This window comes from Pontibacter liquoris, assembly GCF_022758235.1.
Classification (GTDB): Bacteria; Bacteroidota; Bacteroidia; order Cytophagales; family Hymenobacteraceae; genus Pontibacter; species Pontibacter liquoris.
Genome location: NZ_JALEBG010000001.1, coordinates 3,177,353 through 3,193,525, shown reverse-complemented (window position 1 = coordinate 3,193,525; position 16,173 = coordinate 3,177,353). Strand labels below are relative to the sequence as shown.

The 16,173-nt window shown below is 53.1% G+C and carries 16 protein-coding genes; 3 read left to right on the top strand and 13 right to left on the bottom strand.

The annotated features are described in order from the left end of the window. The 8 genes from LWL52_RS13275 to hemG form a co-directional block, all read right to left on the bottom strand. Window positions 1–339 (bottom strand): DUF3817 domain-containing protein, encoded by a 339-nt coding sequence (locus LWL52_RS13275; RefSeq protein ID WP_242920578.1) that lies wholly within the window; start codon window positions 337–339, stop codon window positions 1–3. Between the two features lie 173 nt (window positions 340–512). After that, on the bottom strand, window positions 513–1,628 hold the full coding sequence (locus tag LWL52_RS13270; protein ID WP_242920576.1) for a chorismate mutase: 1,116 nt from the start codon (window positions 1,626–1,628) through the stop codon (window positions 513–515). Next, window positions 1,615–2,808 (bottom strand): pyridoxal phosphate-dependent aminotransferase, encoded by a 1,194-nt coding sequence (locus tag LWL52_RS13265; RefSeq protein WP_242920574.1) that lies wholly within the window; start codon window positions 2,806–2,808, stop codon window positions 1,615–1,617. Before LWL52_RS13265 ends, LWL52_RS13270 begins: the two co-directional genes overlap by 14 nt. Next, window positions 2,805–3,698 carry a prephenate dehydratase domain-containing protein gene (locus LWL52_RS13260; RefSeq protein WP_242920572.1) on the bottom strand — a complete coding sequence of 298 codons (894 nt, stop codon included), beginning with the start codon at window positions 3,696–3,698 and terminating at the stop codon, window positions 2,805–2,807. The genes LWL52_RS13265 and LWL52_RS13260 overlap by 4 nt, the downstream gene beginning before the upstream one ends. Window positions 3,699–3,965: 267 nt before the next feature. Further along, entirely contained in the window at window positions 3,966–5,072 is a 1,107-nt protein-coding gene (locus tag LWL52_RS13255; RefSeq protein ID WP_242920570.1) for a chorismate mutase, read from the bottom strand. A gap of 298 nt (window positions 5,073–5,370) precedes the next feature. Next, complete coding sequence (locus LWL52_RS13250; protein ID WP_242920568.1) at window positions 5,371–6,309, bottom strand: TerC family protein; 939 nt, start codon at window positions 6,307–6,309, stop codon at window positions 5,371–5,373. A gap of 216 nt (window positions 6,310–6,525) precedes the next feature. After that, window positions 6,526–7,260 (bottom strand): polyprenol monophosphomannose synthase, encoded by a 735-nt coding sequence (locus LWL52_RS13245; protein WP_242920566.1) that lies wholly within the window; start codon window positions 7,258–7,260, stop codon window positions 6,526–6,528. A 17-nt stretch (window positions 7,261–7,277) separates the two neighbouring features. Beyond that, window positions 7,278–8,624: a protoporphyrinogen oxidase gene (gene hemG / locus LWL52_RS13240; RefSeq protein WP_242920564.1), complete on the bottom strand. Its 1,347-nt coding sequence runs from the start codon at window positions 8,622–8,624 to the stop codon at window positions 7,278–7,280. 168 nt (window positions 8,625–8,792) lie between these two features. Here hemG and LWL52_RS13235 point away from each other — a divergent pair, with 168 nt between their 5' ends. Further along, window positions 8,793–9,314, top strand: a complete 522-nt coding sequence (locus LWL52_RS13235; RefSeq protein ID WP_242920562.1) for a D-glycero-alpha-D-manno-heptose-1,7-bisphosphate 7-phosphatase — start codon at window positions 8,793–8,795, stop codon at window positions 9,312–9,314. A 30-nt stretch (window positions 9,315–9,344) separates the two neighbouring features. Here the strand turns inward: LWL52_RS13235 and LWL52_RS13230 are convergent, their stop codons facing one another. From LWL52_RS13230 to LWL52_RS13210, 5 genes are all read right to left on the bottom strand, one after another. Continuing rightward, complete coding sequence (locus LWL52_RS13230; protein ID WP_242920560.1) at window positions 9,345–9,947, bottom strand: hypothetical protein; 603 nt, start codon at window positions 9,945–9,947, stop codon at window positions 9,345–9,347. Further along, a complete protein-coding gene (locus tag LWL52_RS13225) occupies window positions 9,934–10,425 on the bottom strand; it encodes an RNA polymerase sigma factor (protein WP_242920558.1) in 492 nt (163 codons plus the stop codon). The genes LWL52_RS13230 and LWL52_RS13225 overlap by 14 nt, the downstream gene beginning before the upstream one ends. Before the next feature lie 3 nt (window positions 10,426–10,428). Further along, on the bottom strand, window positions 10,429–11,274 hold the full coding sequence (locus tag LWL52_RS13220) for an alpha/beta hydrolase (RefSeq protein ID WP_242920556.1): 846 nt from the start codon (window positions 11,272–11,274) through the stop codon (window positions 10,429–10,431). Window positions 11,275–11,609: 335 nt separating this feature from the next. Beyond that, window positions 11,610–11,777, bottom strand: coding sequence for a hypothetical protein (locus LWL52_RS13215; RefSeq protein WP_242920554.1), 168 nt, complete (start codon window positions 11,775–11,777; stop codon window positions 11,610–11,612). A gap of 77 nt (window positions 11,778–11,854) precedes the next feature. Further along, window positions 11,855–13,264 carry a type III PLP-dependent enzyme domain-containing protein gene (locus tag LWL52_RS13210; protein WP_242920552.1) on the bottom strand — a complete coding sequence of 470 codons (1,410 nt, stop codon included), beginning with the start codon at window positions 13,262–13,264 and terminating at the stop codon, window positions 11,855–11,857. Between the two features lie 75 nt (window positions 13,265–13,339). On the opposite strand from LWL52_RS13210, the gene rocF reads away from it, so the two are divergent. Together rocF and argS are read left to right on the top strand one after the other, a co-directional pair. After that, on the top strand, window positions 13,340–14,311 hold the full coding sequence (gene rocF, locus LWL52_RS13205) for an arginase (protein WP_242920549.1): 972 nt from the start codon (window positions 13,340–13,342) through the stop codon (window positions 14,309–14,311). Continuing rightward, complete coding sequence (argS, locus tag LWL52_RS13200) at window positions 14,311–16,101, top strand: arginine--tRNA ligase (protein WP_242920547.1); 1,791 nt, start codon at window positions 14,311–14,313, stop codon at window positions 16,099–16,101. The genes rocF and argS overlap by 1 nt, the downstream gene beginning before the upstream one ends. The last annotated feature ends 72 nt before the right edge of the window (window positions 16,102–16,173 follow it).

Genomic DNA, 16,173 nt, shown 5'->3' with positions numbered 1-16,173 from the left:
TTAAGCTGTTTTCTGGCGGGAGGCTGCCGCTTTCGCCTCTTCTTCTTTTAGCAGGCGGGCATCCAGAATAAAGGGACCAAAAGGCAGCACGGAAGCAACCAGCGCCATCAAGACTTTCCGGGCAGACCATCGCCTGGCCAGGGCCGCATTGGCTACGGCGGCCAGGAAGAGCATAAACAGCAAGCCGTGCGCCCAGCCGGTATACTTTACGAACACGGGCATATCGGCCCAATATTTAAGTGGCATGGCAATGCCAAGCAAAACCAAATACGAAATGCCTTCCAGTGTGCCTATTATGCGCAGCCTTTTAATAGGGGCGCTTGCTATTTCCTGACTCATAAAATAGGGATAATCCGGTCCTTAACACAGCACGTTGCTGATGAGTGCCAAAGATACGCCGGTATTTGCAATAATGCACAGCCGACTGGTTTTTGCCGGTAGCCCTTACCCTCAAAAGCAAGGGCAGACCATGCGGCCTGCCCTTCTAAAGTATAAGTAATAAGAAACCGAAGTTACTGAACAGGAGTGCGGCTGGCCGGGGCTGATGCGATGACCTCGTTCTGTAATCCTAAGGAGTGCCCGTGAATGGCTTCGAAAATGGCCTTCACAAACTCTTCATCCAGGCCGGTTTGCTGCGCCAGTTGTAACCGGTTTTCCAGCACCTGGCTCCAGCGGCCTGCCTGGTAAATGTCCAGCGCATGGCTTCGTTTGTATTCTCCGATTCTTCTGGAAACGTCGGAACGCAGGAACAGCACATTGATGAGCTCATTGTCCAGGCGGTCGATCAAGTTGCGCAGGGTTTGCAGCTGTTCCGGGTTCGCTACGTGTTCTGCGTCCAGGTCCAACGCGGTGAGCATGGTATCCAGGTCCTGTGGGGTGAGCTGCTGCGAGGCGTCACTGAGCGCTACATCAGGGTTGATATGCGATTCTATCATCAGGCCATCTACGCCCAGGTGCAGGGCTTGCTGGCTTACGGTTTGCAGCAGGTCGCGGCGGCCGGCAATATGGCTGGGGTCGGTAAAGAGCGGCACACCCGGCAGCAGGCGGCGGATCTCCTGGATGGTTTCCCATTTAGGATGGTTGCGGTAAGGCTTGTTGTTGGGCGTGGAGAAGCCCCGGTGGATGAGCCCCAGGTCGGTGATGCCTGCCTGGTTGAGGCGCTCCATGGCACCCACCCATAGTTGGATATCGGGGTTAACCGGGTTTTTTACCAGCACGGGCACCTTCACACCCACCAGCGCATCGGCAATCTCCTGCACCGAAAACGGGTTGACTGTAGTGCGCGCGCCTAGCCAGAGAATATCAACGCCATAGGCCAGTGCCTCTTCCACATGCCGGGTGTTGGCTACCTCGCAGGCAGTCAGCAGGCCGGTTTCCTGTTTCACGGTTTGCAGCCACTCCAGGCCCGGTTTTCCTACCCCCTCAAATAAGCCCGGGCGGGTGCGTGGCTTCCAGATGCCCGCTCTGAAAACGGAAATACGTTTGTCTTTTTTGAGTTCACGGGCTGTTTGCAGCATCTGCTCTTCGCTTTCGGCACTGCAGGGGCCCGCAATCACAGTGGGCAGCGGACCACCATTTAAAATAGCGGTGGTAGGCGTTAAGTCAATGTTTATACTAGCGGCGTTCATGATGTAAGGTGTTTAGTTGTTGTTGTTTAGTTATGCGATGAATGGCTTCTTCTATTTGCGAAACGGGGAGGCAAAGGGAAACGCGTAAGAACCGCTCTCCCTGGGTGCCGAAGATCTTGCCCGGCGTGAGGAAAACGCCGGCCTCATAAAGCAGCTCGTCCAGGTAGGCTTCCACGTCGGTGATGTGCCCGGGCACGCGTGCCCAAACAAACATACCCACCGTATCGGTCTGGCAGCTGCAGCCCAGTGTGTCCAGCAGTTGGTATACCAGCTGCCTGCGCCGGGCATATTCCTGGTTGCGGAGCAGGTGCCAGGCATCGTCGCTTTGCAGGGCAGCTACGGCGGCGTGTTGCACGGCCTGCAGCATGCCCGAGTCGATGTTGCTCTTCACGGCCAGGATTGCATCCAGGTAATCGTGCCTGCCCAGCACGGCACCCACGCGCCAACCCGCCATGTTATGGGATTTGCTTAGCGAGTTGAGCTCGAGGCAGCAGTCTTTCGCACCGGGTATACTTAGCATGCTCAGGGGCGTAGCAGCCGGCAGCACCAGGCTATAGGGGTTGTCATTAACCAGCAGGAATTTATACTTGGTGGCCAGTGCTACCAGGGCTTGCAAAGCTTCCGTTGTGGCCTGCGCGCCGGTGGGCATGTGCGGGTAGTTGATCCACATCAGCTTTACGCCCTGGCTGGCTATTTCCTCCAGCTCGGCCATATCCGGCAGCCAGTTATTTTCTTCGCGCAGGGTGTAAAAAACAGGCTCTGCACCAGCTAGGCGGGCAGTGGCGGCATAAGCAGGGTAGCCCGGGTTTGGGACCAGCACCTTGTCTCCGGGGTTCAGAAAGGCCATGGTAATATGAAAGATGCCTTCTTTGGAACCCATTAGGGGCAAAACCTCGGTGTCGGCTGCCAGGTTTACCTGAAAAGTACCGGCATACCAGTCGGCCATGGCCTGCCTTAAAACCGGCAGGGAGCGGTAGGGCTGATAACCATGCCCGGCGGGTTGCGCCGCTGCTTGTGTTAGTGCGTCGATGGTGGCCGGAGAGGGCGCCATGTCGGGGCTGCCAATGCCCAGGTTAATGACGTTTTTGCCGCGAGCATTCAAGGCGCCTACTTCCGCCAGCTTTCGGGCGAAGTAGTATTCCTGCACGTGGTCCAGGCGGCTGGCTTTGGGTATGATCATCGGGTTAGGTGGTTTAAAGGTTGGGCGGATGTTTCCGGAGTGGCTGGCACGGGGTGTTGTGTTTTAGGGTATAGGCCAAGCAGTTTCAGCGTGTGCACCAGTGGCCGGATGGCTGCGATGGCTGCAAGCAGCTCCTGGCTGCCGGCGCTTTCCAGGTCTAAAGCCACCGAAAGCGTTTGCTGTTGCCTGGCCGGGGGCAGGGGTTGCAGCAGCGAAACAGTAAGCGGCAGGGTTTGCAACAACTGGCCAAGTGCATCCAGGGCGCCGTCTGTTAGCGGCAGCTGAAGTATAAGCGAGGCTTTGGTTGCAGATGCATCTTCGTGCTGCGGGTGCTGTGCCGGCCCGAGTAACAGGAACCGGGTATAGTTGGTGGAGCTGTCGGCGATATCTTCCTGCAGGATTTGCAGGCCATACAATGTGGCGGCCTGCCTGCTGGCAATTGCCGCTACGCCTCGCAGTTGCTTTTCGCGTATCTCCCGGGCGCTGTCGGCAGTGTCTGTGGTTTCCTGCGGCTGCAGGTATGCATGCTGTTTCAGAAACCCGCCGCATTGCTGCAGCGCCACCGGGTGCGACAACACCTTTGTGGTAGCAGTCAGTTCCTGGCCCGGCAAGGCCATCAGGTTCTGATCGATCGGGAGCCAGAGCTCGCCAAGTATGGCGAAGTCATACTCCTGCAGCAGCGCATAGTTGGAGAGCAGGCGGCCTGCCAGCAGGTTTTCGATGGCCATCACCGCCCTGTCTGCGCGGCCCTGCTGCAGCGTGTCGCACAGCTGCCGGAAGGTAGCGCACGTCAATACGTCTATTTGCTGTCCGGCAAAATACTTTTTTGCGGCACTGTCGTGGAAAGAAGCCGGTCCGCCCTGAATTGCAACTGTAAGTGGTGTAGCCATATAAAACAAAAAGCCCCGCTTGTGGCGGGGCTTGTAAAGTGAAAGCTTTTATGGTTAGTTAAACGCAATAGCCATCTCTCTGGAGCCCCGGTGGGTACCAAAAAAGTAGTAGCTAAAATAAAATGCGTTGAACAGGGTCATCTTGTCTGTGTTATGGCGGCAACTTATAAAAGCCTTCTGTTAAATGCAACTAATTACGGTATAAAATTTATTTATCCGCCACATTTCTCCTTCTTAAACAGGAAAGTATACCGCGTAAGCAGGGCATTACGCTACCGCCGAGGAGCCCATTTCATTGTGCTGGTCCTGGGTGTGCTGGTGAATAAGCTGCACCATAGACCTTACCAAGCCCTCGTCCATACCTTCCTGGGCAGGGTTTTGCAGCCAGCCTTCCAGCTGCTTTTGCCAGCGGCTTACCTGCAGCACCGGTCCGCCGAGGCCCAGTTGTTGCTTGCTGATCTTGCGGGTTACGTCGGAGCGGCGCAGTAACAATTCCAAAAGCTCGTCATCCAGATTCCCCATCTGCTGGCTCAAGGCATCCAGCTGGTCTACCAGCTGGGTGGTTTCCGCCAGGGTTACTTTGGTGCGGATAGCATTTACCAGCAGCTCCAGTTCCTGCGGCATAAGCTGCTGCTGCGGGTTGCTAAGCGCCTCGGCCGGGCTGATGTGCGATTCGAACAACAGGCCGTCCGCACCCAGGTCGATGGCCCGCTGGCTTACCGGGTACATCAGGCTACGCTTACCGGCCATGTGGCCGGCATCGCAAAGCACAGGCAACTCGGGCACCAGCTGCTTGAGCTGCTGCAGGTAGTCCCACTTGGGGTGGCTGCGGTAGGGGTACTGCTCCTCGGCCAGGAAACCCCGGTGGATGGCGCCCAAGTCGGTGAGGCCCGCCTGGTTGAGGCGCTCCAGGGTGCCGATCCAAAGCTGCAGATCAGGGTATACCGGGTTGTTTACCAGCACCGGCACGTTGGTGCCCCGGAGTGCGGCAGCAATTTCCTGCACGGCAAACGGGTTTACCACAGTGCGGCCGCTGATGCAGAGAATGTCTACTTCATGGGCGAGCGCTTCCTCGGCATGGTAGGCGTTGGCTACCTCGCAGGCGGTGCGCAGGCCGGTTTCTTTCTTCACTTTCGCAAGCCATTCCAATCCTACCACACCTACTCCCTCAAAGCTATTGGGGCGCGTGCGCGATTTCCAGATACCAGCCTTGAAAATGGAGATACCCTCCACTTTCAGAAGCGCGTGGGCTGTTTTCAGCATCTGTTCTTCACTTTCGGCACTGCAGGGGCCCGCCACCAGCACAGGCTTGCCGTCGGCCTGACGGAAGCTGGACTGCGGTGCTACGTGGAGGGTTGTTGTACTTGCTCTCATGACTGTTTTAAATTTTACTCTTTTTATTTTCCGGCAGGAATATGCCTGCCTGCTTTATCAGTTTGCCCAAAAACAAAAAAGCCCCGCTTGTGGCGGGGCTTTTTCAGGTATCGTATCGCTTTAACTTAGCGCAAAAGATTACCATCCGAGCCCCGTGAGAGGACCTTAAGCGAATTGGTAAATGTAATGGCGCAATTAAAAATCATGTCTTCTGTTAATTTGATGACAATATAGAAGATTAAAATCGAGGAAAGCAAATTGTCAGGCAAAATTATTTTTAAATTTTCCTCAAAATGGCTTAGGGCTGGTTCGCTTTCGGCAGTTCTTCTTCTTTTTTAGGAAAGAGCAGCGACATAATAATGGACAAGGCAAGTATAGCGCCTACCACTAGTAGTGCAATGCGCATGTCGATGTGGTAAAAATCACTGATGAGCAATTTTATGCCGATAAAAGCCAGGATGAACGAGAGCCCGTAGTGCAGGTAATGGAACAACTGCATGATGCCGGCCAGCGCAAAGTATAAGGCCCGCAAACCCAGCAGGGCAAAAACATTGGAAGTATATACGATAAAAGGATCCTTGGAAATAGCCAGGATAGCCGGGATCGAGTCGGCGGCAAATACCACATCGGTGCTTTCTACCATCAGTAACACCAGGAAAAGGGGCGTGGCAAACAGCTTTCCGTTCTCCCGGACAAAGAATTTGCCGCCAGCCGGGGTACGGGTCAGGCGCAGGTGCTTGCTGGCCCAGTTTACCAGCGGGTTATTTTTGGGGTCCACTTCCTGCTCTTGGGTAAAGGCCATCTTGATGCCCGTATACACCAGGAAAGCACCTAGTATGTAAATAATGAAGTGGAATTTGGCAATCAGCGTAACGCCTACCAGAATAAACAGGCCACGCAGCACCAGGGCCCCGATTACTCCCCAGAAAAGGATGTTGTGCTGGTATTTTTGCTCTACTTTAAAAAAGTTAAAGATCAGGATGAACACAAACAGGTTATCCACGCTCAGGGATTTCTCGATCAGGTAAGCCGTCAGGAATTCCAGGGCCGGGCCGGGGCCTTCGGTAAAGTAGATAAGGGCATTGAAGCCCAGCGACAGGACGATCCAGAAAAGCGTCCAAAGCAACGCCTCCTTCACTTTTACTTCATGCGCTTTCCGGTGGAACACGAACAGGTCGAGGCCCAGCAGCAGCAAAATGAAAACGTTGAATATGATCCAGAAAAAAATATTATCCATAGTTTGATAGCAGCCCGTAAGGCTCTTGGTCAAATAAATGCAAGCAATACCTTAACGGTAAATTTAGCCGGAATAAGGTACAATTGCATTGCATACGGGAAGTATAATTTAAGGATAGCTGCTGCAGACCTGCCGGCGGACGAACGCTGGGTTTTCCGGCCCGCGCTCCCCGCTGTCGTCTTTGCGCTTTACATGGCGGGTGGCAAAAGCCCGGGGTTAATACCGGTCGAAGTGCAGGAAAAAACTGCTGACTTTCATCTTGAGCACGCCCAGTACCGCTTCCTTAAAGATGCCGGACGACATTTTGGATTCGCCCAGGGTCCTGTCGGTAAAGATGATGGGCACTTCCTTGATCTTAAAGCCATACTTAAAAGCTAGGAATTTCATTTCGATCTGGAAGGCGTAGCCCACAAACCGGATCTTGTTCAGGCGGATGGTTTCGAGCACCTTGCGGCGGTAGCACTTAAAGCCGGCCGTGGTGTCGTGGATGGGCATGCCCGTGATCAGGCGCACATAGGCACTGGCAAAGTAGGACATTAGCACCCGGTCCATCGGCCAGTTCACCACGTTCACGCCCTGCACATAGCGGCTGCCGATAGCTACATCGTAGCCCTCCACGGCACAGGCTTCATACAGGCGGATCAGATCGTCGGGGTTATGGGAAAAGTCGGCGTCCATCTCGAAGATGTACTCGTAGCCGTGGCGCAAGGCATACTTAAAGCCGTGGATGTAGGCGGTACCCAGGCCCAGCTTGCCTTCCCGCGTTTCCAGGTGCAGGCGCCCGGGAAACTCCATTTGCAAATCGCGCACAATATCAGCGGTACCGTCCGGAGAGCCATCGTCGATGATCAGCAGATCAAAGGGGTGGCGCAGCGACATTACCTTGCGTACCATAGCCTCAATGTTCTCCCGTTCATTATAGGTCGGGATGATCACCAGCGCGTCTTTCATGCCTCAAATATAGGCAATCAGCTATTGTGGGCGTTGGCTCTCTTCAAATTAATTTTACGGGCCAGCTCTTTGGCATGCCGGATACAGGCCAGCACCGACACGCCCGCCTGCCAGTTAGCGGCTATATAAAGCGCTTCCTGCTCCATTTGGCGGGCCATCTGGTGGGCATCTTCAATATAGAGGTCGTATTGCGGCAGCGCGTGTTCCCATACATGCAAGTGCTGGAAGGCGGGCGCCTCGCTGTGGATGGCATAGGTGCTGCAAAGCTCCCGGTGCACTTTGGAGAGCAGCTGTTCGGGAGGCATATGGGCGTGGCTGGCGTATTTGGTGCCGCCCACAAACGTGGTGAACAGCACTTCGTGCGGGCGGCAGCGGTCCGGGAACAGGGAGCTCGTCCAGATAGAGCCGGCAGCAAAAGGCGCCTCTGCCTGCGGGTGCAACGCGCCAAAGCCACAAAGCGGGTGTTCTACCTCCCGGCGGTTATAGGCGGTATGTACTACGGCCATAGGCGGGTAATTGATATTATGCAGTGCGGCGGCAATACCCGGAAAAGTGAACTGCAGCAGGTCGGCGGCCTGGTGTGCGGGCAGGGCCAGTACCAGCAGGTCATACTCTTCGGTATCGTTGTCGCCGGAGGAGGCGCAGCTGAGCACATACTTACCCTGGCTGCGGGCAATTACTTCCACGCGGTGCTCCAGGTGCAGCGAGATGAGCTTATCGGCAATGGCTTCGGGCAGCGTACCCATGCCGCCTTTAAAGGAGAAGGTCTCTTTCCGTTTTGCCACTGCCGGGTGTTTGGCCAGCCCTTTCAGCACCGAGCCATACTTTGTTTCCAGCAACTTAAGGCTGGGCAGCACTTTATCGAGCAGGATCTTATTTGGGTCGCCGGCAAAGATGCCCGTTACCAGCGGGTCCACGGCATAGTCCACCACGTCGCGGCCAAACCGGCGCTCAAAGAACTGGGCAAGGGTTTCGTCTCTGACATCAGCCGGGGGAATGTCCTTTTCTTGCAGGATGCGCTGTTTGGTGTGCCATGAAAAAAAATCCTGCGTCAGGAAAGCGAGCGGAGAGGCGGGGAGCTGCTGCACAGTACCGTTACGTAGCACAAAGCGGTCGCTGCTCTGCGGGGCAGTGGGCTGTACCTCCTGTTCCAGCTTAAGCTCGCAGACCAGCTCGCTTAGTTCGGGCGAAGTTTGCAGCGTGTTAGGGCCCAGTTCCAGCAGGTAATCGTTTACCCGTTCGGTGCGTATGTTGCCGCCTACCTGGGCCGAGGCTTCCAGCAGATCATAGGCCACACCGAACTTCTGCAGGTAGTATGCCAGCGACAAACCCGAAATGCCCGCTCCGATTATTGCTACTCTCATCCTTACCTGTTAGTTCTAGCCTGTTGTACGTTTTTGATGCACCCGGCTGTTGCTTTTCCGCTTACTTTACGCCCCGCAAGGCACTGCTTTTATACTTGTAATGGCTGGCCCTGCGTGCCTTCAAACGTAGAAATCCTTACTTTAGCGCCTACATTATATTTAATCCGCATGCAAAAGCAAAAATGTGTTTTCCTGGACCGCGACGGCGTGCTGAACCGGGAGCTTGGCGACTATGCCTATAAATTGGATCATTTTGAGGTGCTGCCCCGCGTGCCCGAGGCCCTGGCGCTGCTGAAGCAGAACGGTTTTCTGCTAATAGTGGTTACAAACCAGGCCGGTATCGCTAAAAATATATATACCCGAGAGGATGTGCTGGCCTGCCACCATAAGCTGCAGCAGGCGTGCCACAACATAATCGATGCGCTGTACTTTGCCCCAGGGCACCAGAGCGTTTCCGAGTCATTGGCGCGCAAGCCCGACAGCCTCATGCTGGAAAAAGCCATTGCCAAGTATAACCTGGACCCTGCCGCCAGCTGGCTGGTAGGCGATTCGGACCGGGACCTGGCGGCCGCAGCCCGGGTAGGCGTGCGCGCCATCCTGGTGGGCGATAAGTATGGCCCGGGCGCGCACCCGCTACAGGCAGCAGACCTGTGGGAGGCGGCCCAGGTTATAGTTAGAAATGCTGAATAGTTTGGTAAGTAGCACTGGTACGTTTAAAGGCTACTCTGCTAACTGTGCTGTCAGATGCCTCAATTCCGCTATAATGCTTTGGATGCGTTGGTTTTCTCGCTTGATGACACGCTTTCCCATAAAGAAGTAAGCAAATAGCATCCAGCAAGTATAAACTGTACAGGATATCAGCTGAAACTGCGTAGAAGCATTGCCTAGTACCTCCAGGAAGTAAAGGCCTAGCGCCATATTCAGCAAGATAAAGTAGAGCGGTTTATTCCATTTGAGTAGCCTGTGCCTGTAAGCATAGTATGCTTCCCATTGGCTAAGGTGCTGCTTAGGCGGTGCAGTCTGATCGATCTGTTTTATCTTTCGGAAAGTATAAAACTTAATAGCCGCCTGGGCTAGGCAAATGGCACAGATTAGTCCCATAGCGGCATAAGTATACCAATACTTGAAATTAAAATTCCCCCAGATGGCCATGCTTGCAATAAGGATCGCTGTTACCAGCAGGCAGATGGCCCCGTAGCGGTACTGGTTCTGTATTTTTATTTTAGTTTGTGCCGATGCCTTTCCTGTGTCGGGTAAGTGGCTGGACAGTGGTACAGGTGTACTCTGCTGCCAGATATGTTTCAGTTCTTCAAACTCTTGCATAACTATTGAACATTTCAGTTAGTGATTTTTTTATCCGGTGAATCTTTACCCGTAGATTGTTCTCGGTGATACCGGCAATAGAGGCAATGTCTTCGTAAGGAAGCTCTTCGAGCACCATCGATATGATCAGTCGGTCGGTTTCGGGTAGCCTGCTGATGCATTTGTAAAGCTGCTGCACTTCATTGTCCGGGTTGTGCTCTTCCTGGGCCATATATTGAAGTACATCATCCGCTATTTTCTTCGGTTTTGATCGCTCTTTGCGTAGATATAGCAGGCAGGTGTTCACCGCGATTCGGTAGATCCAGGTTCCCCAACTTGCTTCGCCTCTGTATTTGGGCATGTTGTTCCATACAGCCATAAAAGACTCCTGTACCAGGTCCTCCGCCTGCGCTGCCGAGCCGGTATAGCCCATGCACAGTTTTCGTATACCTGGCGCATACTGTTTGTAGAGGCGGGTAAATGTTTCTTGCTGCGTCATGCCTTATTTTAGAAAAGCATCCAGCTCAGCATAGAACCATTGTGGCTGGTCGTACATGATAAAGTGTTTGCTGTCGGCAACATGGATGATCTTTTGGGGCACCTTGCTGTACTGTTCACCCAGAATCCGCTGGCTGTTCTCTTTGTTGTTGTAGATACTGCCTAAAACCAGTACCGGCTGTTTTATCTTTGCTATCTGCTCCCGCAGGTCTGTCGTAGACATTTCAACCAGGGTAAGGCCCAGTGTTTTGCGGTCGCTGTTAAACTGCCACATCGCTATCTGGCGAGCCCTGAGGCTGTCTTCCACCTGGGCCTTCATGGCCTGGGCTGTTCGGTCTACTAATCCCTCGGATGGCATAGCCTCAAAGTTCTTTACAACCTGTTCCGGGTTCATGTACGGTTGCTTTTTTATAGCCTCCGCTGTTACGCTAGGGTCGCGCATTGCTGATATAAAGGGTACACCATCCACACAAACCACCTTGCCGAAAAGGTCGGGTGCTTCGCTGCTAACCCAGAGGCTCATAAATGCCCCCAGGCTATGGCCCAGCAACATAGGCTTTTTTAGTTTGTTCTGCTTCACATAACCAATAATATCCTGCTTTACAGTTTGCAGAATAGGGGCGTCAATAGCGGGGGCGCCGGCGAAGCCAGCCAGCGTAAGCACATGGCACTCATACTTGTTCTTCAGGTGTTCCACAGTCTCATTCCATACCTCACCGCTGCAACTATAGCCTGGAATAAGCAGTATTGGTTTCCCTTTGCCAACAACCTTTACTGTGAAGGCCTTGTCCTGCGCAAAGGTTGTGACTACTGTGAATAATGCAAGTGCTAAAAGTAATACCTTTTTCATCTCGAATGTGTTTTTGTTTTTTTACACTCCTTTGATGCACGGGCAACCGGATTATTACAGTAGCAGAATAATTTTTTTAGATGTATAAAAATGAGCAGTTCTGTGCGGTAAACTGAGCCATGAAATGCGCGCACCCGCTGCAGGCAGCAGACCTGTGGGAAGCAGCCCAGCTGATTCTGGCCGAAACAAAAAAGCCGGCATAAGCCGGCTTTTCAGGTTGTTATAAGTATAAAAGCAAAATTTGCCGCCCTTGCGGTTTCTGAATCAGCCCTGTGGCTGCGCCATGCTCAAGCCCCGGACTGAAAGAACTTCGCCTGCGGTTTTTGCCTGTGCTGTTACTTTGCGGATCGTTCTGCCCCCTGGTTAGCTGCTGTTACGGCAACCGGAGCCTTGGCTTTCGTGTGGGTGTCGGCCTGGGCATAGTTGTAGGCAGGGCAATAGGTTTTGCAAGAGGCCGTACCCAATGCCAGGCACACTGCTCCTAAAATGAAAACTTTCTTCATGGCGATGTTAATGTTAGGGGAGATTTTAATATCAAAAATACGCTAATTACTTGAAAAGCAAAATATCCGGCTAAAAATTAGGCCTCGCTTGGCTGCGTGTCATACCCCAGTATCCGCATCATCGATTCGCTGGATTGCTCCGGCGCAAACTGCCATGTTTTCAGCGTGCCGTCGTCCTCCCGGTCCACCAGAATGTGTTTCGGAGAAGGGATCAGGCAGTGCTTAATGCCGCCATAGCCGCTCAGCGCTTCCTGGTAGGCGCCGGTGTGGAAGAAGCCAATGTAGAGGGGTTCATCTTTAGGATACTTTGGTAAAAATACCTGGAATGAATGCATCTCCGAGTTGTAATAGTCCTGGCTGTCGCAGGTCATACCGCCTAGCTGTACTTTACGATATTCCTTGTCCCAATGATTCACGCTCAGCAAAGGCCAGCGCTGGTTCAGGGCCCAGGCATCGGGCAGGTTGGTGATAAATGAACCATCGATCATGTACCACAGCTCTTTATCGTTCTGCAGCTTATCATCCAGGATGGAGTAGATGGTGGCCCCGCTTTCGCCCACGGTAAAAATGCCGAACTCAGTAAAGATGTTAGGCTCGGGCACGCCTTCCTCGTTGCAGATGCGCTTGATGGTACGCAGGATCTCTTCCGACATATACTTGTAATCGTAGTCGGCCTGGATAGAGGTTTTGATTGGGAAGCCGCCGCCAATGTCGATGGTGTCCAGTTCGGGGCATACCTTTTTGAGCTCGGCATACTTGTGCACAAAGCGGCTCAGCTCCGACCAGTAGTAGGAGGTATCCTTAATGCCCGAGTTGATAAAGTAATGGAGCATCTTGAGCTCAAACTTCGGGTCATCTTTTATCTGCTTTTCGTACAGCTCGATCACATCGCCGTAGCGCACGCCCAGGCGCGAAGTATAAAACTCGAACTTAGGCTCCTCGTCGGAGGCCACGCGGATGCCAACCTTTGTCTTTTCTTTTACGTGCTCTTTGTAGTAGTCTATCTCGCCCAGGTGGTCCAGGATAGGCATGCAGTTCTTAAAGCCGTCGTTGATCAGCTCGGAGATCCACTGGCGGTAGAGGTCGCGCTTAAAGCCGTTGCAGATAATGTAGGTGTCTTTTGAAAGCTTGCCCTTCTTGTGCAGCGCCCGGATAATGGGAATGTCGTAAGAAGAAGAGGTTTCGATGTGGATATCATTTTTAAGTGCCTCTTCGAGCACAAAAGAAAACTGGCTGGATTTGGTGCAGTAGCAGTAGGTATAAGTACCTTTATAATCTACTTTCGCCATGCCCTCTTTAAAAAGTTGCTTGGCCCGCTGTATTTGCGAACTGATTTTAGGTAAATATGTTAGTTTAAGAGGAGTACCATATTCCTTGATGATGTCCATCAGGGGAATGCCGTTAAACTGCAATTCGTTATTTACTACGGTAAACTCTTCTGTAGGGAAATCGAATGTTTGGTGGATGAGATCCGTGTATTTATCCATCGATGGTAAGGGGTTAAGAAAACATGCAATATTGACCGTATTTTACCATCTTTGCAAAAACTTTGTTCTAAATCTATGAAAAAAGTAAAGCTGATAGAAGTCAGGTCGGAGTTGGGTGCCGGAACACGCGGAGCAAGCATGGGGATAGACGCGCTACGGGTTGCTTGCTGGGACAAAGGATGCGATTATTTCAAGCGCTTCAACGCTATCAGTGTACCGGACCTTAACTATACATTATTTGAGAAAGATGTGTTCCCTAATGCCCATCGGATCGATAGTATTTTAACGGTTCAGAAAAATATCAGCAGTACCGTGGCGCAAACCATCGATTTGGGCATGTTTCCGCTGGTGCTTTCCGGCGACCACTCTAACGCGCATGGCACCATTGCCGGCATTAAAAGCGCTTATCCCGACAAAACGCTGGGCGTGATCTGGATCGATGCCCATGCCGATATCCACTCGCCTTATACGTCGCCCTCGGGCAATGTGCACGGTATGCCGCTGGCTATGGCGCTGAACATCGACAACCTGGACCGGCAGATAAACGACCCGGAACCGGAAACGGTCTTTTTCTGGAACTCACTCAAAAAAGTGGGCTTCGACGGGCCCAAGCTCAAACCCGAGCACCTGGTATACATGGTGGTGCGCGACACCGAGGAGCCGGAAGATTACCTGATCCAGACGCTGGGCATCAAAAATTTTACCTATGCCGAGCTGCTCACCAAAGGCGTGGAGCAGGTAGCCCAGGAGGCGCTGGAGCGCTTGAAAGCATGCGATATTATTTACGTGTCGTTTGATGTGGACAGCCTGGATTCTAAATTTTCGAAGGGAACAGGCACACCGGTAGAGATCGGCATGACAGTAGAAGAAGCAAAAGACCTTTGTTTCCACCTGCTGCAGGATGAGCGCGTGGTATGTTACGAGATGACCGAGATCAACCCAACCTTAGATACTGAAAACACGATGGCCGAAAATGCCTTTGACATACTAGAGGCAGCCACCGAAGCAATTTTACACCGAGAAGCTAAAAGCAAGATCATACATTAATGCAACTTCAAAACACCCTTACCCAAAGCATCAGCCAGGCGCTGCAGGCTTTGTTCCAGATTTCTGTTGATGGTACCCAAATTGCCCTGCAACCCACCCGAAAAGAATTTGCCGGCTCGTTTACCTTCGTTACGTTCCCTTTTACCAAGCAAGTGGGCAAAGGTCCCGAACAGATCGGCCAGGCCCTGGGCGAATACCTGAAGGAGCACGCCCCGGAAGTAAAAGACTTTAACGTAGTGAAAGGCTTCCTGAACCTGGAAGTGAAGGAGGCCGAGTGGCTGCGCCTTTTCCGGCACATCATGCAGCAGCCCGATTATGGCCAAGCCGAAGCCAGCGGCCGCAACGTGATGGTGGAATATTCGTCGCCAAACACCAACAAACCGCTGCACCTGGGCCACCTGCGCAATAACTTTTTGGGCTACTCGGTGGCGGAGATCATGAAAGCCAATGGCCATAACGTGATGAAGGCTAACCTGGTGAACGACCGCGGTATTCATATCTGCAAGTCGATGCTGGCTTACGAGAAGATGGGCAATGGCGAAACCCCGGAAAGCAGTGGCCTGAAAGGCGACCACCTGGTGGGCAAGTACTATGTGCTGTTCGACAAGGCATACAAAGAGCAGGTAGAAGAGCTGGTTGCTCAGGGCACAGACAAGGAGGAAGCCAAGAAAAAAGCCCCGCTGATGCTGGAAGCCCAGGACATGCTCCGCAAGTGGGAGGAAGGCGACACGCAAGTGGTGAGCCTTTGGAAGCAGATGAACAGCTGGGTGTACGCCGGCTTCGACGAAACCTATCGCACCATTGGGGTAGACTTTGATAAATATTACTACGAATCCGGCACTTACATGCTGGGCAAGGAACTGGTGGAAGAAGGCCTGCAGAAAGAAGTGTTTTTCCGGAAAGAGAACGGTTCGGTGTGGGTAGACCTGACCGACGAAGGCCTGGATGAGAAGCTGCTGCTGCGCGCCGACGGTACCTCGGTATACATTACGCAGGACCTGGGCACGGCCCAACTCAAGTATAACGACTTCCCGTACGACCAGTCGGTGTATGTGGTGGCCGACGAGCAGAATTACCACTTCCAGGTGCTGAAGGGCGTGCTCAAAAAGCTGGGCAAGCCTTACGCCGAAGGCATTTATCACCTCTCGTACGGCATGGTGGATCTGCCATCGGGCAAGATGAAATCGCGGGAAGGCACCGTGGTGGATGCCGACGAACTGGTACAGGAAATGATCGACACGGCGCGCCAGCAGACCGAGGAACTGGGCAAAATAGAAGGCTTTACCCCGGAGCAGGCCCAGGCGCTGTATCATACCCTGGCCATGGGCGCTCTGAAGTACTTCCTGCTGAAAGTAGACCCTAAAAAGCGCATGCTCTTTAACCCGCAGGAGTCGATCGATTTCCGCGGCAACACCGGGCCGTTTGTGCAGTACACGCATGCCCGTATCTCAGCCATCCTGCGCAAAGCCACCGAAATGGGCTTAACGGTGGATGTGAACGCGTTTGGTAGCTTTGAGAACCTGCACGAAACCGAGCAGGAGGTGATCGCGCAGCTGGCGGCCTATCCGGCCGTGATAGAAGAAGCCGGCAAGTTGTATGCTCCCTCCATTATCGCCAACTATGCCTACGAGCTGGCTAAAGCCTATAACCGGTTTTACCAAGAAGTATCGATCTTTAACGAGACAGACGAGCAGGCGCGGCATTTCCGCATTGCCCTGTCGGCTATGGTGGCACGCTTTATACGCCACAGCATGCGCCTGCTGGGCATCGAGGTGCCGGAGCGCATGTAAGTATAAAAGTTTTAGCGGCTTGCAGTAAACAAGTATAGGCGTTTGCTGTTTGAACGTCACAGGCACAGAACA